Source organism: Streptomyces sp. NPDC089424, assembly GCF_044749345.1.
In the GTDB taxonomy this organism is placed as follows: Bacteria; Actinomycetota; Actinomycetes; order Streptomycetales; family Streptomycetaceae; genus Streptomyces.
This window is the reverse complement of the sequence record NZ_JBIVHU010000009.1, coordinates 241,348-266,516: the sequence shown is the minus strand read 5'-3', so window position 1 is coordinate 266,516 and position 25,169 is coordinate 241,348. Positions and strand designations below refer to the sequence as shown.

Here is a 25,169-nt window from a genome sequence, read left to right as displayed (position 1 = left end):
TCAGCGTAGGGACAGGCCCGCTTACGGGGAACCACGGGGGCCCTTCGGAAACCGCACTGTGACGGTTGTCGCTTTCGGTGACGACAAGCAACCATCCGGCCGACCGGCCCGCGGTGTTCAGCCCGTGGCCTGATACGTCGCCGCCGCCTGCTCGTAGAGCCGGGTCACCTCGTCACGCTCGGCCTCCGGGCCGCGCACCTGCACCACGTGGTAGCGCCCGTCCAGCAGCATCGCGAGGTTGCGCACGAACAGATCGCGGCCCGCGTCGTCACTCCAGGTGAACTGTCCCTCGGCCATCGTGCGTCCGCCCACCTCGATCGTCTTCAGACCGGTGGAGGTGGCCCAGCTCGACTCCCGGTACGGCCGCAGCTCGGGCTCCCGCTCCCGCTGATAGGCCATCGGATCGCCGCCGTACTCGGCCGAGCCGTCCCGGCCCGGTACGACGATCAGCTCGAAGTCGCCCTGGGAGTAGATGACCTGGCCGCTGCCGTTCCTCGGCGCGCGCTGCCAGCCCTCGGCCACCGCCACCCGGAAGCCCTCCGGGTCCTCCTGCAGGGTGAAGCCCTCGGCCACGTCGGACCCGGTGCCGCTCGGTTCGTCGTCCGGCGAGTTCTGGTCGGGGCGCGGCTCGCTGCTCGCCTCCGGCGTCGGCGTCGGCTCCGGTGCCTCGCCGACCTGCCCGGCGGCCCCGGTCCGCTCGGGGCTCGCGCCACCGGCGCCCTCCCCGGCCTTCGGCATGAACAGCACGGCGTACGCGATCGCCCCGGCCAGCGCGAGCAGTATCAGCAGGAGCAGCGTGCGGCCCAGGCTGCGCGGCGAACGCGTCCTCTCCCGGTCCCGCTTGTGGCGCCCGTGCCGGGCGGGCAGCCCGGCACGGCGCCTGCGCACCAGTTCGCCCTTGCGTCGCACGATCGGCAGCCGGCTGGCGTCGGGCGGTGGCGCGGCGACCACATGCACGCCGGCCTCGGGCTCCGGAGCGGACCGCACGAGGGAACGCAGCCAGCCGCGCAGCTCCTCGAAGTCCAGCCGCTCGGTGGGGTCCTGACGCAGCAGCGATTCCACGACGGGGCGCAGCGGCCCGCACTCCTCGGCGAAGGCCGGCGGCTCGGCGCACACCAGTTGCACCAGCTCGGCCGTCGACTCCTCCGGGTAGGGCGCGTGCCCCTGCACGGCCCTGAAGAGCAGCGCTCCGAGCGCCCACAGGTCGGTCGCCGGGCCGATGGGCGGCGCGAGCTGCCAGTTCTCGTGCACGGGGCCGGCCTGCTCGGGCGCCCACCGCTCGGTCACCGGCCCGACCACGGCCATGCGCGCCTGCCGCGCCCGCTCCGCGGCGAGCGCGGTGGCGGGGCCACGGCGGGGCGCGGGGGTCACGAGGTCGTCCCAGCGGGCGCCGGCACCGGTCCGAGACTCCGGCGGCCCCGCCTCGTGGGCGGGCGCGGGTACGACGGGGCCGCCTCCGCGGGCCGAGGACAGGACACCCGGCCGCGCGAGCCCGTCGCCCTGGGCCGGCACACCCGGCTGCGCCGGACCGCCGTGATGCGGCGCCACGCCGGGCTGGGCCAGGCCGTTGTGAAGCGGCGCCACGCCCGGCTGGACGGGACCGTTTCCGTACGCCGACCCACCGGGCTGGGCCGGACCATTGCCATACGCCGGGCCACCCGGCTGCACAGGACCATTGCCGTACGCCGACCCACCCGGCGGGACCGGACCATTGCCGTACGCCGACCCACCCGGCTGCACAGGACCATTGCCATACGCCGACCCACCCGGCGGGACCGGACCATTGCCGTACGCCGACCCACCCGGCTGCACAGGACCATTGCCGTACGCCGACCCACCCGGCGGGACCGGACCGTTGCCATACGCCGACGCGCCCGGCTGGGCCGGACCGTTGCCGTGCGGGGGCACCACCGGCTGGGCGGTACCGCCCTGGGCCTGGCCGTGACGCCCTCCGGTCGTTCCGGCCCCGGTGTTGCGCGGTGTCGCGCCGTGCCAGGGCGTGGCGCGCACGCCGTACGGGTCCGCTATCTGCCCCGGCGGGTTCCCCTCGGGTGCGGGACGGGCACCGGGCAGGGCCGCGCGACCGCTCTGCTCCGCCTCCTGGACCCGGGCCGCGGCCCGCGCTCCGGCCCGGTACGCGGCGATCGCCCCGGCCCGCGCCGCCCGGATGTCCCCGCCGGTCTCCTGCGCCCTGCGGGCCAGCGCGGCCGAACCGCCCACGCTCTCCGCCGCGTCCACGCCGGGCACCGGCAGCCCGCCGGCCGCCCGCGCCTCGATGGCGGCCCGCCGCGCGGCCTCGGGGTCACCGCCGCCGAGCGCGCCCGCGCCGGGCCCACCGACCGTGTTCAGCTCAGGTGTCCCGGCGGCCCCGAACGTCCCTCTGGCCGGTCCCAGGGCCCCGGCCGTCCCGCCGTCGTCTCCGCCCGCGTCGTCGTACAGGGGCGGCGGCACCGGGTCGTAGCCGCACAGCGCCTCCTCGGCCGCGCCCACCGCCAGGCCGGTCAGCATGACCCGCCCGTCGTCGCAGACGAGTACCGTCCGCGCGGTGATGTTCCGGTGCACCCAGCCGTGCGCGTGCAGCGCCCGCAACGCCGTCAGCACGTCGGAGGCGACCTCCGCCGCCCGATAGGGCGTCAGCGGCTGTTCGGCGAGCAGCGCGGCCAGCGGTCGCGCGGCCACCAGTTCGCTCACGACCCACAGCGAGCCGCCCTCGGCGAACACGTCGAAGACCTGGTCGAGCCGCGGGTGATCGGGAATCGCGGCAGCCGCCTGCGCGGCCTCCACCGCGCGCCGGACCGCCGGGTCCGTGGGCCGCCGGACGGCTCCCCCGCGCGCGGACGGCCGCCGGGCCGTGCGGTCACGCGCCGTGAACCCCTCGGGCAGTCCCTCCGCGTCGAGCACCTCTGCCTCGACGACCTCCGGCAACGGCACCTGCCGTACGAGGACTTCCTGCCCGCTGTAGGTGTCGAAGGCCCGCGTCTCGGTGAGTTCGTACTCGTCGGAGGGGGGAAGCGGCAGGCGGTAGCGGTCGGCGAGTACGCGCCCCGCATAGTCGTCCACGTTGCCTCCCCCGGCCGCCCGGTGGTCAATTCCGTTCGTGTGGCGTCTCGTTCTCGATGCGTTCCCGATGCGTACGGTTCGCAACCACTCACGATACGTGCCGGAGGCAACCCGCACGGAAGGATGGGAGATCTCACGAGATCTCCTGCACCCGGTCCGCTTCCGAGCCCGATCAGGCCTTCGGCCGGAAGGTGTCGGTCAGCGTCCGCCACGTGGACTTCCGCAGGGCTCCGTCCCACGTCGCGGCCTTCGCCGTGTACATCAGCGCGTAGCCCTGCTGCTCGTCGACGACGAACCCGCGGTCGATCGTCCGGTACTTCGTGCCCGCGTCGACGTAGGTGAACTCCCAGTCGGCGGTGTTCCAGCCGCGGTAGTCCACCTGCGCTATACGGATCCGGTCGTACTGCGAGCGCGTCATGTAGCGCTCCTGGTTCTCCCAGTCCTGGACGGGGTCGTCCTTGGGCGTGGAGGTCCAGGCGATCAGCAGCTTCTGTCCGTCGGGTCCGGTGAACCGGTCGCCCGCCGCGTCCGACGACCCGTACTTCCAGCCCTTGGGCAGTCCTATGGAGTAGCCCTGGTCGCCGTCGTGCGTCGACTCGGCGGCGGCGCCCTCCGAGGAGCCCTTGCCGTCCGAAGACCCCTCGCCGTCAGAGGAGTCGCCGGTCTCGTCGCCCGTGTTCCCCGGGGCCGCCCCGCCGTTCGCGCCCGAGGAGTCATCGGGCGTGGCTCCGGACGACTCCGTCGCCGTGCCGTCGGTGCGGGTGCCGCCTTCGTCCGACTTGGTGTCGGAGCCGCCGCTGGCCTCGGCGGCCGTCCTGCCGCCGCCGGCGCCGCGTTCGGAGCCCTCGCCGCCCGAGTTGAGCACGACGGCCAGCACGACACCGAGCACGGCGAGCGCCACGACCACGGCGATGACCGCCAGGGTCCGCCGGGGCACCACGTCCGTCAGCGGCGCTCTCGGCACCGGCCGCGGCGGAAGGTCCGGCGGCGTCATCACGGGCCAGCCGGAACTCCGGCCCGCCGTCGTGCCGTTACCGCCCTGCGTGCCCTTGCCGCCCTGCGTGCCGCCGCTCTGCGTGCCGGAGTCCGACGCCGACCCGGCGCCCGTACGCCCGCCCGGCGCGTCCGTGCCGCCCGCGTCCCCGGCGCCCTTCCCGGTGGCCGCGCGCGCCCCGGCCGCCGCGCCGGTCGCCGCCGCGGCCTTGCGGGCCGACCGCAGCGCCCCGCGCAGCCGGTCGGCTCCGTCCCGGCCCTCGCCGCGCGCCGCACTCCCGCTCTTGGCGGGCCCGTCCGGCTGCGGGGGCAGCGGCACGACCTTGGTGGCGTCGGCCGGCTCGGCGGTCTTGGCGTCGGGCGCGTTGATGACCGACTTGAGCATGGCCCGGGCAGCGGCGTCGTCGATGCGCTTGTCGGGGTCCTTGGTGAGCAGCCCGTAGATGACGTCCCTGAGCGGGCCGGCGTGCTTGGGCTCCTCCAGCGGCTCGGTCATCACCGCGGTGAGCGTGGCGATCGCGGAGCCCTTGTCGTACGGCGGGACGCCCTCGACCGCCGCGTACAGCAGACCGCCGAGCGACCACAGGTCGGCCGCGGGGCCGGGCTTGTGGCCGCGGGCGCGCTCCGGGGAGATGTAGGAGGGCGCGCCGACGAGCATGCCGGTGGAGGTGATGGACGGGTCGCCCTCGACCTGGGCGATGCCGAAGTCGGTGAGCACGACCCGGCCGTCGTCGGCGATCAGCACGTTCGACGGCTTCACGTCGCGGTGCAGGATTCCCTCACGGTGCGCGGAGCGCAGCACGTCGAGGACGGCGAGGCCGACCTCGGCGGCGCGCCGCGGCTCCAGCAGGCCGTCCTCGCGGATGACCTCGGCCAGGGACTTGCCCTCGACCAGTTCCATCACGATCCACGGCCGGTCGTCCTCGTCGACCACGTCGAAGACCGTCACCGCGCTCGTGTTGCGGATCCGCGCGATGGCCTTGGCCTCGCGCAGCGTGCGCGTGATGAGCCTGCGCTTCTCGTCCTCGTCGATGTTGGTCGGGAACCTCAGCTCCTTGACCGCGACCGTCCGGCCGAGGGTCTCGTCCTCGGCGCGCCACACCGTGCCCATGCCGCCTCGGCCGAGCACGTCTCCCAGCCGGTACCGCCCGGCGAGAAGACGCTCGCTCTTGTCCTGACGAGTGTCCTGACGGGATGTCCCCGCCCGCTCCGCCTCCGACATGCGTCCCCTCATGCAACCCGCCCTGACAGAGCCTCCATTGTCCCTCACCCGACAAGCGGCTCTCGCCCCGGGTGCCCCCGCTCCTACAACGGCACGATGTCGGGTGCCCCGAGCCTTGCCGCGTCCGCCGTCAGGTCGTCGGGCTGGCGCTGCGACTCGCGCTCCGCCTCCACCCGCTTCTCGTAGTGCTGGACCTCGCGCTCGATCTGGTCCTTGTCCCAGCCGAGCACCGGCGCCATCAACTCCGCGACCTCACGCGCACAACGGGTACCCCGGTCGAAGGTTTCAATCGAGATGCGGGTGCGCCGTGTCAGCACGTCGTCCAGATGCCGGGCGCCCTCGTGCGAGGCGGCGTGGACGACCTCGGCGCGCAGATAGTCGTCGGCGCCGGTGAGCGGCTCGCCCAGCGAGGAGTCCCCTCCGATGAGGTCGAAGAGTTCCTCCGCCATGGAGCCGTACCGGTTCAACAGGTGTTCCACGCGGACGACATGCAGTCCGGTGCGGGCGGCGATGCGGGCCCGCGCGTTCCACAGCGCGCGGTACCCCTCCGCGCCGATCAGCGGTACGTCCTCGGTGACGCACTCGGCGACCCGCAGGTCCAGGGCGTGCACCGCCTCGTCCACGGCGTCCTTGGCCATCACGCGGTAGGTCGTGTACTTGCCGCCCGCCACCACCACCAGCCCCGGCACCGGGTGCGCGACGGTGTGCTCGCGCGACAGCTTGCTGGTGGCGTCGGACTCCCCGGCCAGCAGCGGCCGCAGTCCGGCGTACACCCCCTCGACGTCGTCGCGGGTGAGCGGCACCGCGAGCACCGAGTTCACATGCTCCAGCAGATAGTCGATGTCGGCGCTGGAGGCGGCGGGGTGGGCCTTGTCGAGGTCCCAGTCGGTGTCGGTGGTGCCGATGATCCAGTGCCGGCCCCACGGGATGACGAACAGCACGGACTTCTCGGTGCGCAGGATCAGGCCGGTGCTGGAGTGGATGCGGTCCTTGGGCACCACCAGGTGGATCCCCTTGGAGGCGCGGACGTGGAACTGTCCCCGCTCCCCCACCATGGCCTGGGTGTCGTCGGTCCACACTCCGGTGGCGTTGACTATCTGCTTGGCGTGGATCTCGTACTCCCCGCCGCCCTCGACGTCCTGCACGCGGGCCCCGACCACGCGCTCGCCCTCGCGCAGGAAGCCGGTCACCCGGGCGCGGTTGGCCGCCTTGGCGCCGTAGGACACGGCGGTGCGCACCAGCGTGGCGACGAACCGGGCGTCGTCCATCTGGGCGTCGTAGTACTGCAGGGCGCCGACCAGCGCGTCCTTCTTCAGCGCGGGTGCCACGCGCAGGGCGTGACTGCGGCTCAGGTGCCGGTGCACCGGCAGGCCCCGGCCGTGCCCGCGGGCCATCGACATGGCGTCGTAGAGCGCGACGCCCGAGCCCGCGTAGAGCCGCTCCCAGCCCTTGTGCTGCAGGGGGTAGAGGAAGGGCACCGGCTTCACCAGATGCGGCGCCAGCCGCTCCAGCAGCAGGCCGCGCTCCTTCAGCGCCTCGCGGACCAGGGAGAAGTCGAGCATCTCCAGATAGCGCAGGCCGCCGTGTATCAGCTTGCTGGAGCGGCTCGACGTGCCCGACGCCCAGTCCCGTGCCTCGACCAGACCCGTGGACAGGCCGCGTGTCACGGCGTCCAGCGCGGTGCCCGCGCCGACCACTCCGCCGCCCACGACCAGCAGGTCCAGCTCCCGATCGGCCATCGCCGCGAGCGACTCGGCGCGCTGCGCCGGCCCCAGTGTCCCTGTCCTCACTGCTGCCTCCCGCTCATCGCCTCGCGTCGGCCGCACCCGTCGGGCGTGACCCGGTCCACATCCCCCACGCTCAAAGTCTGACCGCGTCGTCCGACTTCAGCCACCACACATCTCCAGCCTGTGGACAACCTGCCCCGACACCGGCGGCCGGAAGCCGCGAGAAGACGGAAACGAGCACGGACACGGCCGAGCGCAATACCGCAAAACGGTCATATTTACTCCTAGTCTGACTGTGCGCTCGCTCGTCCTGTCCACAGGGCTTGCGCACCTGTCCCGCTTCGGTTACTGGGAAGGACGGCCCACTCCATGCCCGCAGATCTCGCCGTCATCGGACTCGGCCCGCTCGGCCTGCCGCTGGCCCAGGCCGCCGTCGCCGCCGGCATCCCCACCGTCGGCTACAAGACCGGCCCCGAGCCCGGCTCGCTCAGCCCCGCCGAACTGCGCCGGATGCTCTCGGGGGGCTTCCGGCACGCGGTGGGTCCGAGCGAGCTCGGCCGGGTGCGCACCGCCGTCATCTGCGCCCCGACCCCGAGGAGCGCGGACGGCGGCCTGGACCTCAGCCAGCTGGAGGCGGCCGCCCGCACCCTGGCCGCCCGGCTGCGCCCGCACACCACCGTCATCCTGGAGTCGCCGGTCCACCCGGGCACGACCGAGGACTTCCTGCGCCCCCTGCTGGAGGAGGGCTCACAGCTGCGCGCCGGCCGCGACTTCCACCTGGCGTACTCGCCCAGCCGCGTCGACCCGGGCAACCGCGACTTCACCCCGGCCAACACCCCCAAGGTCATCGGCGGCCTCACCCCCGCCTGCACCGAGTCGGCCGCCGCCTTCTACGGCCGGCTCACCGACAAGGTCGTCCGCGCGCGGGGCCCCCGCGAGGCGGAGGCCGTGCAGCTCCTGGAGACCAACTACCGGCACGTCAACATCGCCCTGGTCAACGAGATGGCCGTCCTCTGCCACGACTTGGGCGTCGACCTGTGGGACGTCATCCGCTGCGCGGAGACCAAGCCGTTCGGCTTCCAGGCCTTCCGCCCCGGCCCCGGCGTCGGCGGCCACGCCGTCCCGCAGGACCTGACCGGCCGCGCGGGCCGCGGCCTGCGCATGGTGGAACTGGCCCAGCAGGTCAACGGCCGCATGCCCCGCTACGTCGTCCAGCGCGCCGCCACCCTGCTCAACGAGCACGGCAAGTCCGCCCGCGGCGCGCGCGTGCTCCTGCTCGGCGTCACCTACAAGCCCGACCTCGCCGACCAGCAGGCCACTCCCGCCCAGGAGGTCGCGATCCGCCTGATGGAGCTGGGCGCCTCCGTCAGCTACCACGACCCGCACATCCCGTCCTGGAGCATCCTGGACCGCCCGGTCCCGCGCGCCGACTCCCTCTACGAGGCCGCCGCGGAGGCCGATCTCACGATCCTGCTCCAGAACCACCGCACCTACGACCTCCAGGGCCTGTCGGTGAAGGCGCAGCTCCTGCTCGACACCCGGGGCACCACCCCCACCGGAGCGGCACACCGTCTCTGACCGGCCCGGCGGCGGGGAATTCGCTGGTGGAGCGGTCGGGTGCGCCTGTTACCCTTCGGCGTCCCTGTCGCACACCTGTGCGCGGACGCCACTCGCTCATCAGTCCCGTGGGGGGATTTCTGTCATGACCCAGTCAGTGCCACCGCAGCCGACCGACGGCAACCCGTTCGCCCAGCAGCAGCCCGTCCCCGTCCCGCCGGCGCCGCCCGCCCCCGCGCGGAGCAACGTCGCCCTCGGCGTGCTCGCCGCCGTCGTGGCGGCCCTTGTCTCCGCCGGGATCTACGGCGCGATCGTCGGCGCCACCGAGTACGAGATCGGCTTCGCGGCGATCGGCGTCGGTTTCGTCGTCGGCTTCGCGGCCGGCAAGGTCGGCGGCGCGAACCCGGCGCTGCCCGTGCTGAGCGGCCTGCTCTCGCTCGGCGCCGTCTACCTCGGGCAGCTCGTAGGCGCCGCGATACTCGCCGCCGACCTGCTCGGCGTCTCGGTGACCGAGATGTTCACCGGTCACCTGGACCTGCTGATGGAGGCCTGGCAGGAGTCCGCCGACCCGATGACGTTCCTGTTCCTGGCCATCGGCGCGTTCACCGCGTACTCCGCCGCCAAGAAGGCGGCGGCGTAACGCGCCGGCTCGATCCGGCAGAGCGAAGGGCCCGTCCACCGAACGGTGGCCGGGCCCTTTCACGACGTGCCCTAGCGGCGGTGCTGCGAGTCCGCCACCGTCACCTCGACGCGCTGGAACTCCTTGAGCTCGCTGTAGCCGGTGGTGGCCATGGCGCGGCGCAGGGCGCCGAAGAGGTTCATCGAGCCGTCCGGGGTGTGCGACGGGCCGGTGAGGATCTCCTCCAGGGTGCCGACCGTGCCGAGGTCGACCTTCTTGCCGCGCGGCAGCTCCTCGTTCACGGCCTCCATGCCCCAGTGGTGGCCCTTGCCGGGACCGTCGGTCGCGCGGGCCAGCGGGGAGCCCATCATCACCGAGTCGGCACCGCAGGCGATCGCCTTGGGCAGGTCGCCGGACCAGCCGACACCGCCGTCCGCGATCACGTGCACGTAGCGGCCGCCGGACTCGTCCATGTAGTCCCGCCGGGCCGCCGCCACGTCGGCGACCGCCGTCGCCATGGGGACCTGGATGCCCAGGACGTTGCGCGTGGTGTGCGCGGCGCCGCCGCCGAAGCCGACCAACACGCCCGCCGCGCCGGTGCGCATCAGGTGCAGGGCCGCGGTGTACGTCGCGCAGCCACCGACGATCACCGGGACGTCCAGCTCGTAGATGAACTGCTTCAGGTTCAGCGGCTCGTGCGAGCCGGAGACGTGCTCCGCCGACACCGTCGTACCGCGGATGACGAAGATGTCCACGCCGGCGTCCACGACGGCCTTGGAGAACTGCGCCGTGCGCTGCGGGGAGAGCGCGGCCGCGGTGACCACGCCCGAGTCGCGCACCTCCTTGAGGCGCTGCCCGATCAGCTCCTCCTTGATCGGCGCGGCGTAGATCTCCTGGAGGCGGCGGGTCGCGCTGTCGGCGTCCAGCTCGGTGATCTCGTCGAGCAGCGGCTGCGGGTCCTCGTACCGCGTCCACAGGCCTTCGAGGTTCAGCACGCCCAGGCCGCCGAGCTCGCCGATGCGGATGGCCGTGGCCGGCGAGACGACGGAGTCCATGGGAGCGGCCAGGAAGGGCAGCTCGAAGCGGTAGGCGTCGATCTGCCAGGCGATCGAGACCTCCTTCGGGTCCCGCGTACGGCGGCTGGGGACGACGGCGATGTCGTCGAAGGCATACGCCCGGCGGCCGCGCTTGCCGCGCCCGATCTCGATCTCAGTCACGTGTGTGGCCTTTCCCTGATGCGTTTCAGCGCCTTCCAGTATCCCCGACGGGTACGACAAGGGCGGCCCCGGATGCTCCGGAGCCGCCCTGGAAACGCCTCACGCGCGCGTGCGTGTCACGTGCGGCTGTAGTTCGGCGCCTCGACCGTCATCTGGATGTCGTGCGGGTGACTCTCCTTGAGGCCCGCGGAGGTGATCCGCACGAAGCGGCCCTTGGACTCCATCTCCTCGATGGTGGCGGCGCCCACGTAGCCCATGGTCTGGCGCAGGCCGCCGACGAGCTGGTGCAGGACGTTGGCCAGCGGGCCGCGGTAAGGCACCTGGCCCTCGACGCCCTCGGGGACGAGCTTGTCGTCGGAGGCGACCTCCGCCTGGAAGTAGCGGTCCTTTGAGTACGACTTGGCCTGGCCGCGGGACTGCATGGCGCCGAGCGAGCCCATGCCGCGGTACGACTTGAACTGCTTGCCGTTGATGAACAGCAGCTCGCCGGGCGACTCCTCGCACCCCGCGAGGAGGCTGCCGAGCATCACGGTGTCGGCACCGGCGGCGAGCGCCTTGCCGATGTCGCCGGAGTACTGCAGGCCGCCGTCGCCGATCAGCGGGATGCCCGCCGCACGGGCCGCGAGCGAGGCCTCGTAGATGGCGGTGACCTGCGGTACGCCGATGCCCGCCACCACGCGCGTGGTGCAGATCGAGCCGGGGCCCACACCCACCTTGATGCCGTCGACACCGGCGTCGATCAGGGCCTGCGCGCCGTCGCGGGTGGCGACGTTGCCGCCGATCACGTCGACGTCCACGCTCGACTTGATCTTCGACATCCAGCTCAGGGCGTTGCTGCTGTGGCCGTGGGAGGTGTCGACGACCAGGAAGTCCACGCCGGCGGCGGCGAGCGCCTGGGCGCGCTCCAGCGCCTCGGGGCTGGCGCCGACCGCGGCACCGACGAGCAGCCGGCCCTCGGCGTCCTTGGCGGCGTTCGGGTACTTCTCCGCCTTGACGAAGTCCTTGACCGTGATCAGACCCTTGAGCACGCCCTCGTCGTCGACGAGCGGCAGCTTCTCGATCTTGTGGCGGCGCAGCAGCTCCATGGCGTCCTGCCCGGAGATGCCGACCTTGCCGGTGACCAGCGGCATCGGCGTCATGACCTCGCGCACCTGACGGCTGCGGTCACTCTCGAAGGCCATGTCGCGGTTGGTGACGATGCCCAGCAGCCGGCCGGCCGGGTCGGTGACGGGGACACCGCTGATGCGGAACTTGGCGCACAGCGCGTCCGCCTCCCCGAGCGTGGCCTCCGGGTGCACTGTGATCGGGTCGGTGACCATTCCCGACTCGGAGCGCTTCACCAGGTCGACCTGGTTGACCTGGTCCTCGACGGACAGGTTGCGGTGCAGTACACCGACGCCGCCCAGACGGGCCATCGCGATCGCCATGCGCGACTCGGTGACCTTGTCCATGGCGGCGGACAGGAGCGGGATGTTGACCCGCACATTGCGGGAGATCCGGGACGAGGTGTCGACCGCGTTGGGCAGCACCTCGGACGCGCCCGGCAGCAGCAGCACGTCGTCGTAGGTCAGCCCGAGGGTCGCGAATTTTCCGGGCACTCCGTCGACGTTCGCAGTCATGACACCTTCCCCAAATGGCCTTGCTCGGTGCGGATGTCCATGCTAACGGGAAGCGCGGCCAGCAAATTCCACGATGCAGGACGGCCGAGGGCTTCGTATGTTCGTACGGAAGGCCGCTCGCGCGTGTTCATCCGCCGGGCCCGGCTACTGCTCGGCGAGCGCCCGCAGCCTGCTCAGCGCGCGGTGCTGGGCCACCCGGACCGCGCCTGGTGACATTCCCAACATCTGACCGGTCTCCTCCGCCGTGAGGCCCACGGCGATGCGCAGCAGCAGCAGCTCGCGCTGGTTCTCCGGCAGGTTGGCCAGCAGTTTCTTGGCCCACTCGGCGTCGCTGCTGAGCAGCGCCCGTTCCTCGGGACCGAGCGAGTCGTCCGGCCGCTCGGGCATCTCGTCGGACGGGACCGCCGTCGAGCCGGGGTGCCGCATGGCCGCCCGCTGGAGATCGGCGACCTTGTGCGCGGCGATGGCGAAGACGAAGGCCTCGAAGGGGCGTCCGGTGTCCCGGTAGCGCGGCAGCGCGAGCAGGACGGCGACGCAGACCTCCTGGGCCAGGTCCTCCACGAAGTGGCGCGCGTCCCCCGGGAGGCGGGACAGCCGGGTGCGGCAGTAGCGCAGCGCCAGGGGGTGTACATGGGCGAGCAGGTCGTGCGTGGCCTGCTCGTCCCCGTCGACCGCGCGGTGGACGAGCGCACCGATGCCCCCTGGGGCCGTGGCCGCCTCGTCTTCACGCATCGGTCCATGGTGCCTTGCGGCCGGGCGGCCCGCGGCACTGCCTCCGTTGTTGTGCACCGAAGCGTTATGAGTAGGTGCGCCGGAAGTCATCCCCTGCGCCCTCCCCTTCCGCTCGACCGACTCGTCCCCGAGGAACTCCACACCTCAAGGATGCGGCATCCGCGCCGAAACAAGCAGCGCCCGCCCTGCGGGCCGCCCCGCCACGACTGCCGTCGGTGCGTGACCGGCGCCGGACCGACCCATGGGCACGACCCCTGTGACCACGTACGACGGCGCCACGGGCCATGCGCCCACCCGAACGCCGGGACGTCACCGGACACACGACGAAATCCGCAGCGGACGAGGTCTCCTCGGGGACACCTGCCCCCTCCGAGCACCTGGTACGGATCCCACGGACCGTCGTCTCAGCCGCCGCACCCGAGCCCGCGGCACCGGGACCAGAAGACGCGGCGCCCTCACGCCCGTCGCACGGACCGGAAAACACGGCCGCATCCAGGCGCCGGACGGGCGGCCCACCGGACCCCGGCGCACCGGAGCAGCCGGCATCCAGGTCACCGGCCGCCGGCGTACGCGCGGCGTCGCCGTGCGGCGGGCCGTCGTTCCCGGACCGGCGGGGAGGTACCCCCATCGTGTCGCCTCCTCCCCCGCCCGAGCGGGGGCTCGTCGCGCCCCCGCCCACCGGGACACGCGTCAGCGCACCAGACCCCAGCGGAAGCCCAGCGCCACCGCGTGCGCCCGGTCCGAGGCACCGAGCTTCTTGAACAGACGGCGGGCGTGGGTCTTGACCGTGTCCTCGGAGAGGAACAGCTCGCGACCGATCTCGGCGTTGGAGCGGCCGTGGCTCATGCCCTCCAGCACCTGGATCTCACGCGCGGTGAGCGTGGGCGCCGCGCCCATCTCGGCGGACCGCAGCCGCCGGGGGGCGAGCCGCCAGGTCGGGTCGGCCAGGGCCTGCGTGACCGTGGCGCGCAGCTCCGCCCGTGAGGCGTCCTTGTGCAGGTAACCCCGGGCGCCGGCGGCGACCGCGAGGGCCACGCCGTCGAGGTCCTCGGCGACGGTGAGCATGATGATGCGCGCACCGGGGTCGGCGGACAGCAGCCGCCGCACCGTCTCGACGCCGCCCAGTCCGGGCATGCGTACGTCCATCAGAATCAGGTCCGAGCGGTCGGCACCCCAGCGGCGGAGGACTTCCTCGCCGTTGGCCGCCGTCGTCACGCGCTCGACACCGGGCACGGTCGCGACCGCGCGGCGGAGCGCCTCTCGGGCAAGCGGGGAGTCGTCGCAGACGAGGACGGAAGTCATGGCCGCCCTCCGCAGCTGATGCGCGTCACCTTGAGCCTCCAGGCTGGTACGAAATCGTCACCTGTGCGGTCGACCGTCTCGGACGCCTGCCCGAGCGCTTGTGTTTTCAACCGCCTCCGCACTCTCAACGACGGTCACTCGAAAGAGTTACGGGGCTGTGTGCCCTCTTCGGCACTCTACGTGAGGGCGCGGACACGGCGCAGACATGCACAAGGGACCCGCAGCCTTTCATCACAACCCATGCCCCATTTAGACCCATTTCTTCCCATCTGCTGGTGTCTGAGGCTAGATTCGCAATGAGTCATATTTTCATCTCCTTAGATCGTAGATGTACGGTCGTGGGCACCGTATCCGCTCAGAACGGCTACAAGGGGTCACACAATGGCAGATTTCTCCCGCCTTCCCGGACCGAACGCGGACCTGTGGGACTGGCAGCTCCTGGCTGCCTGTCGCGGGGTCGACAGTTCGCTCTTCTTCCACCCGGAGGGCGAACGCGGGGCGGCGCGGAGCGCTCGCGAGAACTCGGCCAAAGAGGTCTGCATGAGGTGTCCGGTCCGCGCCCAGTGCGCAGCGCACGCCCTGGCGGTGCGCGAACCGTACGGAGTGTGGGGCGGACTGACCGAGGACGAGCGCGAGGAGCTCATGGGCAGGGCCCGCCACCGGCTGGTGCCGGCGTCGACGGGCGGCAGCACCGCTTCGAACACCTGAAGGAACGTTTCTCCAGATGGAGCACGCCTGAACGTGTCTCTGACTTCCGACGCGCGCGGCTAGCGGGTCGCCGCCCGCGCCAGTTCATCCAGCGTCGCCCGCACCGCCGGCACCTGCGCCAGATCGGGCAGCGTCAGCGCGACGATCTCCCGCCGCACCGCCGGTTCCAGCGCCATCGCCCGAGCTCCCCGGGGTCGCACGGACTCGATCGCCAGTTGTGGCAGCACCGCCACCCCCAGCCCCGCGCCCACTAGGCCGACCACCGCCGGATAGTCGTCGGTGGCGAAGTCGATGCGCGGTGTGAACCCGGCCCCCGCGCACACCTCGATCAACTGGCCGCGACAGCGCGGACAGCCCGCGATCCACGGCTCGTCGACCAGTTCCCCGATGGCCACCGAACGCGAGCGGGCGAGCCGGTGCCGCTCCGGCACCAGTGCCACCAGACGGTCGCTCAGCAGCGGCCGTACGACCAGGTCGTCCCACTCCTCGGCGCCCGCCGCACCCTCGTAGCGGAACGCGAGCGCGACATCGCAGTCGCCGGCCCGCAGCTTGTCGACGGACTGGGGCGGCTCGGCCTCCTCCAGGGAGACCCGGGTGCCCGGGTGCGCGGCGCGCAGCGCGGCGAGCGCGGTCGGCACGAGCGTGGAACTGCCGCTGGGGAACGACACCAGCCGCACCCGCCCCGCGCGCAGCCCGGCGATGGCCGCGACCTCCTCCTCGGCCGCGGTGAGCCCGGCGAGGATGCCCGAGGCGTGCCGCACGAGGGCCTCGCCGGCCTGCGTCAGCCGCATCTCCCGTCCGGTGCGCACCAGGAGGGGCGTGCCGACGGAGGTCTCCAGCGCCTTCATCTGCTGGCTGACCGCGGGCTGGGTGCAGCCCAGCTCGCGCCCCGCGGCGGAGAAGGAGCCGGTGGCGGCGACGGCGCGCAGGACGCGCAGATGACGAGCCTCGATCACTCCTCAAGCATAAGCGAAGCTTGGGTACGACGCCGAATAATGCGTCGACACTTTGGCTCCTGGTCGCCTACGGTGCGGCCATGAGGCTTCTGTCTGTGAACCTGGGCCGCGCGCAGGCCGTCACCTACACGGACCATCCCCAGGGCCTGACCGGGATCGACAAGCGCCCGGTGGATGTGCCCGTCCACGTGGCGGCGCCCGGCCCCAAAGGTGTCGGGGGCAGCGGGCTGGCCGGGGACGCGGTGTGCCACACCCGCCATCACGGCGGTGACGACCAGGCCGTGTACGCGATGGCGCGCGAGGACCTCGACGCGTGGGAGCGCGAGCTGGGGCGCCCGCTGGCCAACGGCTGCTTCGGCGAGAACCTCACGACAGCGGGCCTCGACGTCTCCGCGGCGCTGATCGGCGAGCGCTGGCGGATCGGCCGCGAGGTGCTGCTGGAGATCACCTCGCCGCGGATCCCCTGCCGGACCTTCCAGAGCCATCTGGAGGAACGGGGCTGGGTGAAGCGGTTCACCCGACGGGCGGCTCCGGGGGCGTATCTGCGGGTGCTGGAGCCCGGCGAGATCCGTGCGGGCGACCCGGTCGAGATCGTGCACCGGCCGGACCACGAGGTGTCCGTCGCGCTCACGTTCCGCGCGGGGACGACGGAGCGGACGCTGCTGCCGCGGCTCCTCGCGGCGGGCTCCGCCCTGCACCCGGAGTGGCGGGACATGGCGAGCGGGTACGCGGCCCCCCAGGACGCCTGACCGCAGGTCACAAGGGTGTCATGCGCGAAAACTTCACCGTCGGCCACCGTCGGCGGGCGGTCCGGGTCACTACCCTTGGCCCATGACAACGGCTCTGATTACGGGATCGACCGCGGGAATCGGTGCCGCGTTCGCGCGGCGGCTGGCGGCGGACGGGCACAACCTCGTCCTGGTGGCCCGCGACACCAAGCGCCTTGGCGAGCAGGCGACCGAACTGCACGACCGGCACGGCATCGAGGCGGAGGTCCTCACCGCGGACCTGGCGACCGACGCCGGCATCGAGGCGGTCGCCGGCCGTCTCGCCGATCGCAGGAACCCCGTCGATCTCCTGATCAACAACGCCGGTTTCGGCAACAAGGGCCGCTACCTCGACGTCTCCATGGCCGACGAGCTCAAGATGCTCAAGGTGCACTGCGAGGCCGTCCTGCGGCTGACGTCGGCGGCGACCGAGGCCATGCGCGAGCGCGGGCGGGGAGGGGTCGTGAACGTCGCCTCGGTCGCCGCCTTCGTCCCGCGCGGCACCTACGGGGCCTCCAAGGCCTGGGTCGTCCAGTTCACCCAGGGCGTGGCCCGTGACCTGGCGGGCACCGGCGTCCGGCTGATGGCGCTGTGCCCCGGCTTCGTCCGTACCGAGTTCCACCAGCGGGCCGGCATGGGCACGGACAGCATCCCGTCCTGGATGTGGCTCGACGCCGACAAGCTGGTGGCGGCGGCCCTCGCGGACCTGGCCCGGGGCAGGACCGTCTCGATCCCGGACCCCCGCTACAAGGCCCTGATGGGCATGGTGAAGGTGGCGCCGCGCGCACTGCTCGGCGGCGTCAGCTCGCGGGCCGGACGGAAGTACGGCCCGCAGTAGCCGGCGCCCTGGTGGGAGAATGGAGCCGTGGACCGGGACCCAGGGGGGACGGGAGGCGGCGCCATGACATTCGTGCAGGTCATCGACTGCAAGACCACCCGGTTCCAGGAGCTGGATCGGCTGATGGACGCCTGGGTCGAGCAGACCAAGGGCAAGCGGACCGCGACACACAGCCTGATCGGCAAGGACCGGGGCGACGCGTCGCACTTCATCGAGATCGTGGAGTTCCCCTCGTACGAGGAGGCGGTGCGGAACTCGACGCTCCCGGAGACGGACCGGATCTTCCAGGAGATGGTCGCGCTGTGCGACGGGAAGCCGACGTTCACCGATCTGGACGTGGTCCGGGACGAGCAGGTCTCAAGCTCCGTCGTGCGGCGGTTCTTCGACCTGGCGGGGACGCCCGGTGAGCTGCCGCCGCTCGACGAGGTGATGGCGGAGCACTATCGCAGTCATGATCCGGCGACCGCGCAGGACACGGTCGGCATGGACCACGTCCGGCGCGAGATGCGGGTCTGGCGGGACGGGTTCGACTTCGCCTTCAGCATCGAGGACCTGATCGCGGAAGGCGACCGGGTGTGCGCCCGGTGGTTCTGGAGGGCCAGGCACAAGGGCGAGTTCCTGGGCATCGCGGCCACCGGCAAGGACGTCACGATGACGGGGACCACGGTCTTCCGGTGCGGCGGGGACGGAAAGCTCGCCGAGGGCTGGTGGGAGTACGACCGCCTGGGGCTGATGGAACAGCTGGGCGTCTTCGAGGAGATGGAGCGCTAGAGCCCGCGAGGGGAAACAGGGAGGCCCGGCACCCCTCGGGTGCCGGGCCTCACCTGGTACGGCTGAGGTCAGTGCGCGTGGCCGTGACCGTGGCCGGCCGCGGCCTCCGGCTCCTCTTCCTTCTTCTCGACGACCAGGGTCTCGGTCGTGAGCAGCAGGGAGGCGATGGAGGCGGCGTTCTCCAGGGCGGAGCGGGTGACCTTGACCGGGTCGATGACACCGGACTTGATCAGGTCGCCGTACTCGCCGGTGGCGGCGTTGTAGCCGCTGCCCTTCTCCAGCTCGGCCACCTTGGAGACGATGACGTAGCCCTCCAGGCCGGCATTCTCGGCGATCCAGCGCAGCGGCTCGACGGCGGCGCGGCGGACGACGGCGACACCGGTGGCCTCGTCACCCTCCTTGCCGAGGTTGTCGTCCAGCACCTTCACGGCGTGGACGAGCGCGGAGCCACCACCGGAGACGATGCCCTCCTCGACCGCGGCGCGGGTCGCGGAGATGGCGTCCTCCAGACGGTGCTTCTTCTCCTTCAGCTCCACCTCGGTGGCGGCGCCGACCTTGATCACGCACACGCCGCCGGCCAGCTTCGCGAGGCGCTCCTGGAGCTTCTCGCGGTCCCAGTCGGAGTCCGTGGCCTCGATCTCGGCCTTGATCTGCGCGATCCGGCCCTCGACGTCCGCCTTGTTGCCGGCACCGTCGACGATCGTGGTGTCGTCCTTGGTGACGGTGACGCGGCGGGCGCTGCCGAGGATGTCCAGACCGACCTGGTCGAGCTTGAGGCCGACCTCCTCGGAGATGACCGTGGCGCCGGTGAGGGTCGCCATGTCCTGGAGCATCGCCTTGCGGCGGTCGCCGAAGCCGGGGGCCTTCACGGCGGTGGCGTTGAAGGTGCCGCGGATCTTGTTCACGACGAGGGTGGAGAGGGCCTCGCCCTCGACGTCCTCGGCGATGATCAGCAGCGGCTTCGAGGCGTTGCTCTGGATGATCTTCTCCAGCAGCGGCAGGAGGTCCGCGATCGCGGCGATCTTGCCCTGGTGGATGAGGATGTACGGGTCGTCGAGGACGGCCTCCATGCGCTCCTGGTCCGTCACGAAGTACGGCGACAGGTAGCCCTTGTCGAAGGCCATGCCCTCGGTGAAGTCCAGCTCCAGACCGAAGGTGTTGGACTCCTCGACGGTGATGACACCGTCCTTGCCGACCTTGTCCATCGCCTCGGCGATCAGCTCGCCGACCTGCTGGTCCTGGGCGGACAGCGCGGCGACGGCCGCGATGTCGGACTTCTCGTCGATCGGGCGGGCGGAGGCCAGCAGGTCGTCGGAGACGGCCCTGACCGCGGCGTCGATGCCCTTCTTCAGGGCGGCCGGGGAGGCGCCGGCGGCGACGTTCCGCAGGCCCTCGCGGACCAGCGCCTGCGCCAGGACGGTCGCGGTGGTCGTACCGTCACCCGCGATGTCGTTGGTCTTGGTCGCCACCTCCTTCACCAGCTGGGCGCCGAGGTTCTCGTAGGGGTCCTCGACCTCGACCTCACGGGCGATGGTGACGCCGTCGTTGGTGATGGTGGGAGCGCCGAACTTCTTGTCGATGACGACGTTGCGGCCCTTGGGGCCGATCGTCACCTTCACCGTGTCGGCGAGCTTGTTGACGCCGCGCTCGAGGGCGCGACGGGCGTCCTCGTCGAACTTCAGGATCTTCGCCATGGCAGCGGGAGCCCTCTCGGAAAGTCTGCGGTAAACGAACTGCGCCCCGGACGCCCGGCTTCGTTAACGGTCGCGGGGGCCAGGGGCGCAGCTCAAAACGGTGTGCTGTGGGTGAACTACTTCTCGATGATCGCGAGGACGTCGCGAGCCGAGAGGACGAGGTACTCCTCGCCGTTGTACTTCACCTCGGTGCCGCCGTACTTGCTGTACAGGACGACGTCGCCGACGGAAACGTCGAGCGGAAGGCGGTTGCCGTCCTCGAAGCGGCCCGGGCCCACGGCCAGGACGACGCCCTCCTGGGGCTTCTCCTTGGCGGTGTCCGGAATGACCAGGCCAGAGGCGGTGGTCTGCTCGGCGTCGAGCGGCTGGACCACGATGCGGTCCTCGAGCGGCTTGATGGCAACCTTGGAGCTGGTGGTCGTCACGATCCGACCTCCCCCTTCGGAGATCTCACGGGGTTAACTGTCTGAGGTGGCGACCAGGTGGATCCGTCGTCGCGGGTGCCGGACCTGCCCGTCGCTGTGTTGGCACTCTCCAGTGGGGAGTGCCAGAGCCGAGACTATGACTGCGATTAGCACTCGGTCAAGCGGAGTGCCAATCGGTCGCGGCGCGTCGGCCCCGCGGCGCCCCGTCAGGCCCCTTCACCGGCGCGTCCGTCACGGATTCAGCGGCGCGTCCCCGGGAGCGCCGGTGTCACAGATAGTCCTCCAGCCGCCCCACCGTCAGCCCCGCCTCCTGGACCCGGCGCAGCAGGCGGGTCGTGCGTTCGCGGAGCTTGGGTTCGGGGGTCTCGGTCGAGGGGACCGAGACGATGTCGCCGGGGCGCAGCCGGGCGGGGCCCTCGGTGAAGGTGAGGTCGGCCGCGTCCATCGTGGCGCGCCACAGGACGATCGCCTTGATGCCGCAGTCCACGGCCGCCTTGCGGGTCGTCGTGTCGTACGTGCCGTAGGGCGGGCGGAACAGATGCGGGCGGAGACCGAAGCGGGCCCGGAGCTTCTGCTGCTGGCCGCAGATCTCGGCGCGCTGGCCGGCGTACGGCACCCCGCGCAGGGCGGCGTGGTCGAGGGTGTGGTTCTGCACGCTCGCGCCGACCGAGCGGAGCCGCGCGAAGTGGCCGTAGCCGGGGCCGACGACACTGTCGGTGAGGAACATGCTGACGGGCAGGCGCAGTTCACGGACCATGTCGACGAAGCGGGGGTCCTTCTCGGCGCCGTCGTCGAAGGTGAGGAAGACGACCTTGTGGGTGGTCGGGATGCGGTCCAGCACGGGGGCGAGACCGTCCGCGGGCCGGGCCAGGTGCCGCACGGGCGAGGGCGGCGGGGAGAACGGCGCGGACAGCCCCCAGCGCAGGTGGGGCGGCAGCCCCGAGGCCGCCGAGCCGGGTGCCGCCCCCGCCTCCACGGACCGCCCGCGCGGGCCGTCGGGCAGGGCGCAGCCGGCGAGCAGGGCCAGCAGTACCGCGGCCCCGGCCGTCCACCCGCGCCGAATCACAGGTAGTCCTCCAGGCGGCCCACCGCGTAGCCCTTCGCCGTGATCTTGTCGAGGAAGACGCGGATCATGTCGGGCATCTCGCCCGCCCAGTCGTCGGTGCCCCGGAAGTGGCTGAGGACGATGTCGCCGGGGTGGATGTCCCGGTCCCATTCGCGGTAGTCCCAGCGGTCGACGAAGACCTCCTCGTTCCACAGCGGTACGTGGGTGACACCGCAGTCCTTGGCGGCGTGCAGGGTGTCGGAGTTGTAGTTGCCGTAGGGCGGGCGGAACAGGAGCGGGCGCTTGCCGTAGCGCTCCTCGATGACGTCCTGCATGCCGCAGATCTCGTGCTTCTGCTCGTCGTAGGACAGTCCGGGCAGGTAGGGGTGGGTCAGGGTGTGGTTGTTCAGGGTCACCCCCCTGTCCTGCATCCGCCGGAAGTAGTCGTAGTCCTCGCTGACCAGGTAGTCGCTGAGGAACGCGGTGTACGGGATCTTCAGCTCGCTCATCATCCGCAGGAACGCCGGGTCCTTCTCGGCGCCGTCGTCGATGGTGAGGAAGACGACCTTCTCCTTGGTGGGGACGGTCGTGAAGACCGGCGGAAGCCCCTGCTCCTCGTGCCCGTCCACCTCGAAGCCCTCGCGGGTGGTGATCTCCGGCTTCCGCCCGGGCGGTGCCGGCGCCCGCAGCGGGGTCTCCTTCAGGCCCCAGCGCTTGGCGGCGGCGACCCTGGCGGCCTGCTCGGCGCGGAGCTTGGCGGCGTATCCGTCGAGGGCCCGGGCCGGGGGCGCCTTGAGGGGCGGGGGCGCCTCGGTGCTCCTGGTGCAGCCCGAGGCCACGGCGGCGGCGGCCAGCACGGCGACCCCCGCCATGACCGTCGTGGCTCTCCGGCGGCCATTCGGACCTTTTTTGTCATTTTGTACTACTAGTTCCATGGGGCCGGATCCTCCCAGGCCACACCCCCGAACCCCCGCTGACACCACCGCCGGAGGCGGACCATCCACCGACTGGCCGACAATGTCCCGGTGAACGACCTCGCCCCTCTCCTCACCCCCGAAGGCCGGGCCCTCCTCGACGAGGTGCGCGGCACCGACCCCGCCCAGGAACTCGCCGTCGCCACCCGGCTGCGCCGCGACCACCCGGCCGACCTGGTGTCGGCGGCGCTCGGCCAGGCGCGGCTGCGACAGCGGGCGGTGGCCAAGTTCGGTCCCGCGGACGCGGAGCGGATGTACTTCACACCGGGCGGGGTCGAGCAGTCGACGCGGGCGAGCGTCGCGGCCCATCGCGCCCGGCGGTTCGCCGAGTTGGGCGTGGCCTCCGTGGCCGACCTGTGCTGCGGGATCGGCGGGGACGCGCTCGCCCTCGCCCGCGCCGGGATCCGTGTCCTCGCCGTGGACCGCGACCCGCTGACGGCGGCCGTCGCGCGGGCCAACGCCGAGGCGCTGGGCCTGGACGGGCTGATCGAGGTGCGCGAGGCGGACGTCACCGACGTGGACGTGTCGGCGTACGACGCCGTCTTCGTGGACCCGGCGCGCCGCGGCGGGCGGGGCCGGATCTTCGATCCGGAGGCGTACTCGCCGCCCCTGTCCTCGGCGGTCCGGATGGCCGCCGCCGCCCGGTACGCCGCCCTCAAGGTGGCGCCCGGCATCCCGCACGAGGCGGTGCCCGAGGCCGCCGAGGCGGAGTGGATCTCGGACGGCGGGGACGTGAAGGAGGCGGTGCTGTGGTTCGGCACGGAGCCCGGCCTGGTGCGCGCCACCCTTCTGCCCGGCCCGCGCACCCTGCGCTCCCGGCGCCTGCCGAATCCGGCGGTCCGCCCCGTCGGGCGCTATCTGTACGAGCCCGACGGCGCCGTCGTCCGCGCCCATCTGGTCGCCGAGGTGGCCGCCGAGGTCGGCGGCGGGCTGCTCGACGAGACCATCGCCTACGTCACCTCCGACGAGGCGCACCCGACGCCGTACGCCTCCGCCTACGAGATCACCGACCGGCTTCCCTTCAACGTCAAGAAGCTGAAGGCGCTGCTGCGGGAACGGGAGGTGGGGATCCTGACCGTGAAGAAGCGGGGCTCGGCGGTGGAGCCGGAGGAACTGCGCAGGAAGGTGAAGCCGCAGGGCCCCCATTCCGCGACGGTGTTCCTGACCCGGGTCGCGGGTGCCCCGACGATGCTGATCGGCCACCCGGTGGCCTGACCGGCCCGCGGCGGCGACGGCTCCGGTCAGCCGCAGTCTGCGGCCCGGCGCAGCAGCAGCTCACGTTCGCGCCCGTTGCGGGCGAGTGCCGCCGCGCGCTCGAACTCCGCACGGGCCTCCCGCGCACGGCCCAGCCGGAGCAGCAGGTCGCCGCGGACGCTCGGCAGCAGGTGGTAGTCGCGCAGCGCGGGTTCGGCGGCCAGGGCGTCGACCATCTCCAGGGCGCGCGAGGGGCCTTCGGCCAGGGAGACGGCCACCGCGCGGTTCAGTTCGACGACCGGCGACGGGGCGCGGGCGGCGAGCAGGCCGTACAGCGTCGCGATGCGGGACCAGTCGGTCTCCTCGTAGGTGTACGCGTGGGCGTGGCACGCCGCGATGGCGGCCTGCAGGACGTACGGGCCCGGGGGGCCGGCGGCGGTGGCGTCGGCACGGGTGAGCGCCGTGATGCCACGGGCGACGAGGAGGCGGTCCCAGCGGCGCCGGTTCTGGTCCCGCAGGAGCACGGGTTCGCCGTGCGGGCCGGTGCGGGCGGCCGTGCGCGAGGCCTGGAACTCCAGCAGGGCCGTCAGACCGTGAACCTCGGGCTCCTTGGGCATCAGAGCGGACAGCACGCGGGCCAGGCGCAGCGCGTCCTCGCAGAGGCCGGGACGCAGGAGGTCGTCGCCGGCCGTGGCGGCGTACCCCTCGTTGAAGATCAGGTAGATGACGTCCAGGACGGAGGACAGACGCGCCTCGCGGTCGGGGCCGTGGGGCACCTCGAAGGCGATGTTCCGCGTCGCGAGCGTGCGCTTGGCGCGGACGATGCGCTGGGCGACCGTCGCCTCCGGTACCAGGAACGCGCGGGCGATCTCGGGCGTCGTCAGGCCGCCGAGCAGGCGCAGGGTGAGGGCGATGCGGGCCTCGGAGGACAGCACCGGGTGGCAGGCCGTGAAGACCAGCCTCAGCAGGTCGTCGTCGATGTCGTCCGGGTCGGCGGGTTCCTCGGGCGGGGCCGAAACCGGCAGGTCCCGGCCGATCTCCCGGAGCTTGCGGGCGTAGTTCTCCCGCCGCCGGACCAGGTCGACGGCGCGATGCCGGGCCGTGGTCATGAGCCAGGCGCCGGGGTTGTCCGGCACGCCGTCCCGCGGCCACTGCTCCAGCGCCGCGACCAGCGCGTCCTGCGCCAGTTCCTCGGCGATGCCGACGTCCCGGACGATCCGGGCGACGGCGGCGATGATCCGGGGCGACTCGATACGGAAGACGGTCCCGACGGCGTGCCGGGCGGCGTCCGCGCTGCCGCCGGGGGCGGCGGTGGGCTGTGGTTCCACAGCCCACCATCGAACACCCCGTGCGGCCCCGGGCCAAGCGGAACCGGGTGGACTCAGCCCTCGGCGACCTCACGCACCTCGCAGGTGACCGTCCAGTGCGCCTCGTGGACCTTCAGGAACCGCTTGGTCCACTCGATCGCCTCGGCCATGTCCTTGGCCTGGACCAGGGCGTAGCCGCCGACGACCTCCTTGGTCTCGGTGAAGGGCCCGTCGGTGACGGAGATCTGCCCGCCCTCGTAGCGCACCCGGGTGCCCTGCGCGGTCGGTGTCAGCCCGGCGGTGTCCAGCAGCACACCGGCCTTGGTCATCTCCTCGATCAGCTCCCCCATCCGCTGCATCAGCTCGGGGCTGGGGCCCTCGGCGGGGGCGTTCTTCTCGTCGATCTGCACGAGCGACAGGTAACGGGGCATGGTGGCTCCTC

General features: G+C 72.2%; 21 protein-coding genes. 7 read left to right on the top strand and 14 right to left on the bottom strand.

Going from position 1 to position 25,169, the window contains the following annotated elements:
• Nucleotides 1–117: 117 nt before the first annotated feature.
• From ACIP2X_RS32275 to ACIP2X_RS32265, 3 genes are all read right to left on the bottom strand, one after another.
• Nucleotides 118–3,060 (bottom strand): protein kinase, encoded by a 2,943-nt coding sequence (locus tag ACIP2X_RS32275; RefSeq protein WP_401679904.1) that lies wholly within the window; start codon nt 3,058–3,060, stop codon nt 118–120.
• Nucleotides 3,061–3,232: 172 nt separating this feature from the next.
• The gene (locus tag ACIP2X_RS32270) at nt 3,233–5,275 is read right to left on the bottom strand and encodes a protein kinase (RefSeq protein ID WP_401680238.1); all 2,043 of its coding nucleotides are present in this window, start codon (nt 5,273–5,275) and stop codon (nt 3,233–3,235) included.
• An 83-nt stretch (nt 5,276–5,358) separates the two neighbouring features.
• Entirely contained in the window at nt 5,359–7,065 is a 1,707-nt protein-coding gene (locus ACIP2X_RS32265; protein ID WP_401679901.1) for a glycerol-3-phosphate dehydrogenase/oxidase, read from the bottom strand.
• Between the two features lie 306 nt (nt 7,066–7,371).
• On the opposite strand from ACIP2X_RS32265, the gene ACIP2X_RS32260 reads away from it, so the two are divergent.
• A complete protein-coding gene (locus ACIP2X_RS32260) occupies nt 7,372–8,580 on the top strand; it encodes a nucleotide sugar dehydrogenase (protein ID WP_401679898.1) in 1,209 nt (402 codons plus the stop codon).
• Between the two features lie 124 nt (nt 8,581–8,704).
• A complete protein-coding gene (locus ACIP2X_RS32255) occupies nt 8,705–9,199 on the top strand; it encodes a hypothetical protein (RefSeq protein WP_401679895.1) in 495 nt (164 codons plus the stop codon).
• Between the two features lie 71 nt (nt 9,200–9,270).
• On the opposite strand, the gene ACIP2X_RS32250 is transcribed toward ACIP2X_RS32255, so the two are convergent.
• The 4 genes from ACIP2X_RS32250 to ACIP2X_RS32235 all read right to left on the bottom strand — a co-directional run bounded on the left by ACIP2X_RS32250 (nt 9,271) and on the right by ACIP2X_RS32235 (nt 14,048).
• Nucleotides 9,271–10,395 carry a GuaB3 family IMP dehydrogenase-related protein gene (locus ACIP2X_RS32250; RefSeq protein WP_401679892.1) on the bottom strand — a complete coding sequence of 375 codons (1,125 nt, stop codon included), beginning with the start codon at nt 10,393–10,395 and terminating at the stop codon, nt 9,271–9,273.
• Between the two features lie 116 nt (nt 10,396–10,511).
• Nucleotides 10,512–12,014 carry an IMP dehydrogenase gene (gene guaB / locus ACIP2X_RS32245; protein WP_401679889.1) on the bottom strand — a complete coding sequence of 501 codons (1,503 nt, stop codon included), beginning with the start codon at nt 12,012–12,014 and terminating at the stop codon, nt 10,512–10,514.
• A 144-nt stretch (nt 12,015–12,158) separates the two neighbouring features.
• Complete coding sequence (locus ACIP2X_RS32240) at nt 12,159–12,746, bottom strand: sigma-70 family RNA polymerase sigma factor (RefSeq protein ID WP_401679886.1); 588 nt, start codon at nt 12,744–12,746, stop codon at nt 12,159–12,161.
• A gap of 690 nt (nt 12,747–13,436) precedes the next feature.
• The gene (locus ACIP2X_RS32235; protein WP_003948568.1) at nt 13,437–14,048 is read right to left on the bottom strand and encodes a response regulator transcription factor; all 612 of its coding nucleotides are present in this window, start codon (nt 14,046–14,048) and stop codon (nt 13,437–13,439) included.
• Between the two features lie 381 nt (nt 14,049–14,429).
• Between ACIP2X_RS32235 and ACIP2X_RS32230 the strand changes: the two genes are divergently transcribed.
• Nucleotides 14,430–14,756, top strand: coding sequence for a WhiB family transcriptional regulator (locus ACIP2X_RS32230; RefSeq protein WP_401679883.1), 327 nt, complete (start codon nt 14,430–14,432; stop codon nt 14,754–14,756).
• Between the two features lie 59 nt (nt 14,757–14,815).
• Here the strand turns inward: ACIP2X_RS32230 and ACIP2X_RS32225 are convergent, their stop codons facing one another.
• Entirely contained in the window at nt 14,816–15,712 is an 897-nt protein-coding gene (locus ACIP2X_RS32225) for a LysR family transcriptional regulator (protein WP_401679880.1), read from the bottom strand.
• A gap of 80 nt (nt 15,713–15,792) precedes the next feature.
• Between ACIP2X_RS32225 and ACIP2X_RS32220 the strand changes: the two genes are divergently transcribed.
• From ACIP2X_RS32220 to ACIP2X_RS32210, 3 genes are all read left to right on the top strand, one after another.
• Complete coding sequence (locus tag ACIP2X_RS32220; RefSeq protein ID WP_401679877.1) at nt 15,793–16,461, top strand: MOSC domain-containing protein; 669 nt, start codon at nt 15,793–15,795, stop codon at nt 16,459–16,461.
• A gap of 82 nt (nt 16,462–16,543) precedes the next feature.
• Nucleotides 16,544–17,317: an SDR family NAD(P)-dependent oxidoreductase gene (locus ACIP2X_RS32215; RefSeq protein ID WP_401679875.1), complete on the top strand. Its 774-nt coding sequence runs from the start codon at nt 16,544–16,546 to the stop codon at nt 17,315–17,317.
• A 63-nt stretch (nt 17,318–17,380) separates the two neighbouring features.
• Nucleotides 17,381–18,088 carry an ester cyclase gene (locus ACIP2X_RS32210; protein ID WP_401679872.1) on the top strand — a complete coding sequence of 236 codons (708 nt, stop codon included), beginning with the start codon at nt 17,381–17,383 and terminating at the stop codon, nt 18,086–18,088.
• A 68-nt stretch (nt 18,089–18,156) separates the two neighbouring features.
• On the opposite strand, the gene groL is transcribed toward ACIP2X_RS32210, so the two are convergent.
• From groL to ACIP2X_RS32190, 4 genes are all read right to left on the bottom strand, one after another.
• Nucleotides 18,157–19,782 carry a chaperonin GroEL gene (gene groL, locus ACIP2X_RS32205; RefSeq protein WP_401679869.1) on the bottom strand — a complete coding sequence of 542 codons (1,626 nt, stop codon included), beginning with the start codon at nt 19,780–19,782 and terminating at the stop codon, nt 18,157–18,159.
• 116 nt (nt 19,783–19,898) lie between these two features.
• Nucleotides 19,899–20,207: a co-chaperone GroES gene (groES, locus tag ACIP2X_RS32200; RefSeq protein ID WP_053135717.1), complete on the bottom strand. Its 309-nt coding sequence runs from the start codon at nt 20,205–20,207 to the stop codon at nt 19,899–19,901.
• A gap of 268 nt (nt 20,208–20,475) precedes the next feature.
• Nucleotides 20,476–21,270: a polysaccharide deacetylase family protein gene (locus ACIP2X_RS32195; protein ID WP_401680235.1), complete on the bottom strand. Its 795-nt coding sequence runs from the start codon at nt 21,268–21,270 to the stop codon at nt 20,476–20,478.
• On the bottom strand, nt 21,270–22,187 hold the full coding sequence (locus ACIP2X_RS32190) for a polysaccharide deacetylase family protein (protein ID WP_401679865.1): 918 nt from the start codon (nt 22,185–22,187) through the stop codon (nt 21,270–21,272). The genes ACIP2X_RS32195 and ACIP2X_RS32190 overlap by 1 nt, the downstream gene beginning before the upstream one ends.
• Nucleotides 22,188–22,277: 90 nt before the next feature.
• Between ACIP2X_RS32190 and ACIP2X_RS32185 the strand changes: the two genes are divergently transcribed.
• Nucleotides 22,278–23,441, top strand: coding sequence for a methyltransferase domain-containing protein (locus ACIP2X_RS32185; protein WP_401679863.1), 1,164 nt, complete (start codon nt 22,278–22,280; stop codon nt 23,439–23,441).
• Between the two features lie 26 nt (nt 23,442–23,467).
• Here the strand turns inward: ACIP2X_RS32185 and ACIP2X_RS32180 are convergent, their stop codons facing one another.
• Nucleotides 23,468–24,748 carry an RNA polymerase sigma factor gene (locus ACIP2X_RS32180; protein WP_401679860.1) on the bottom strand — a complete coding sequence of 427 codons (1,281 nt, stop codon included), beginning with the start codon at nt 24,746–24,748 and terminating at the stop codon, nt 23,468–23,470.
• 53 nt (nt 24,749–24,801) lie between these two features.
• Complete coding sequence (locus ACIP2X_RS32175; protein ID WP_401679857.1) at nt 24,802–25,158, bottom strand: YciI family protein; 357 nt, start codon at nt 25,156–25,158, stop codon at nt 24,802–24,804.
• Nucleotides 25,159–25,169 lie beyond the last annotated feature (11 nt).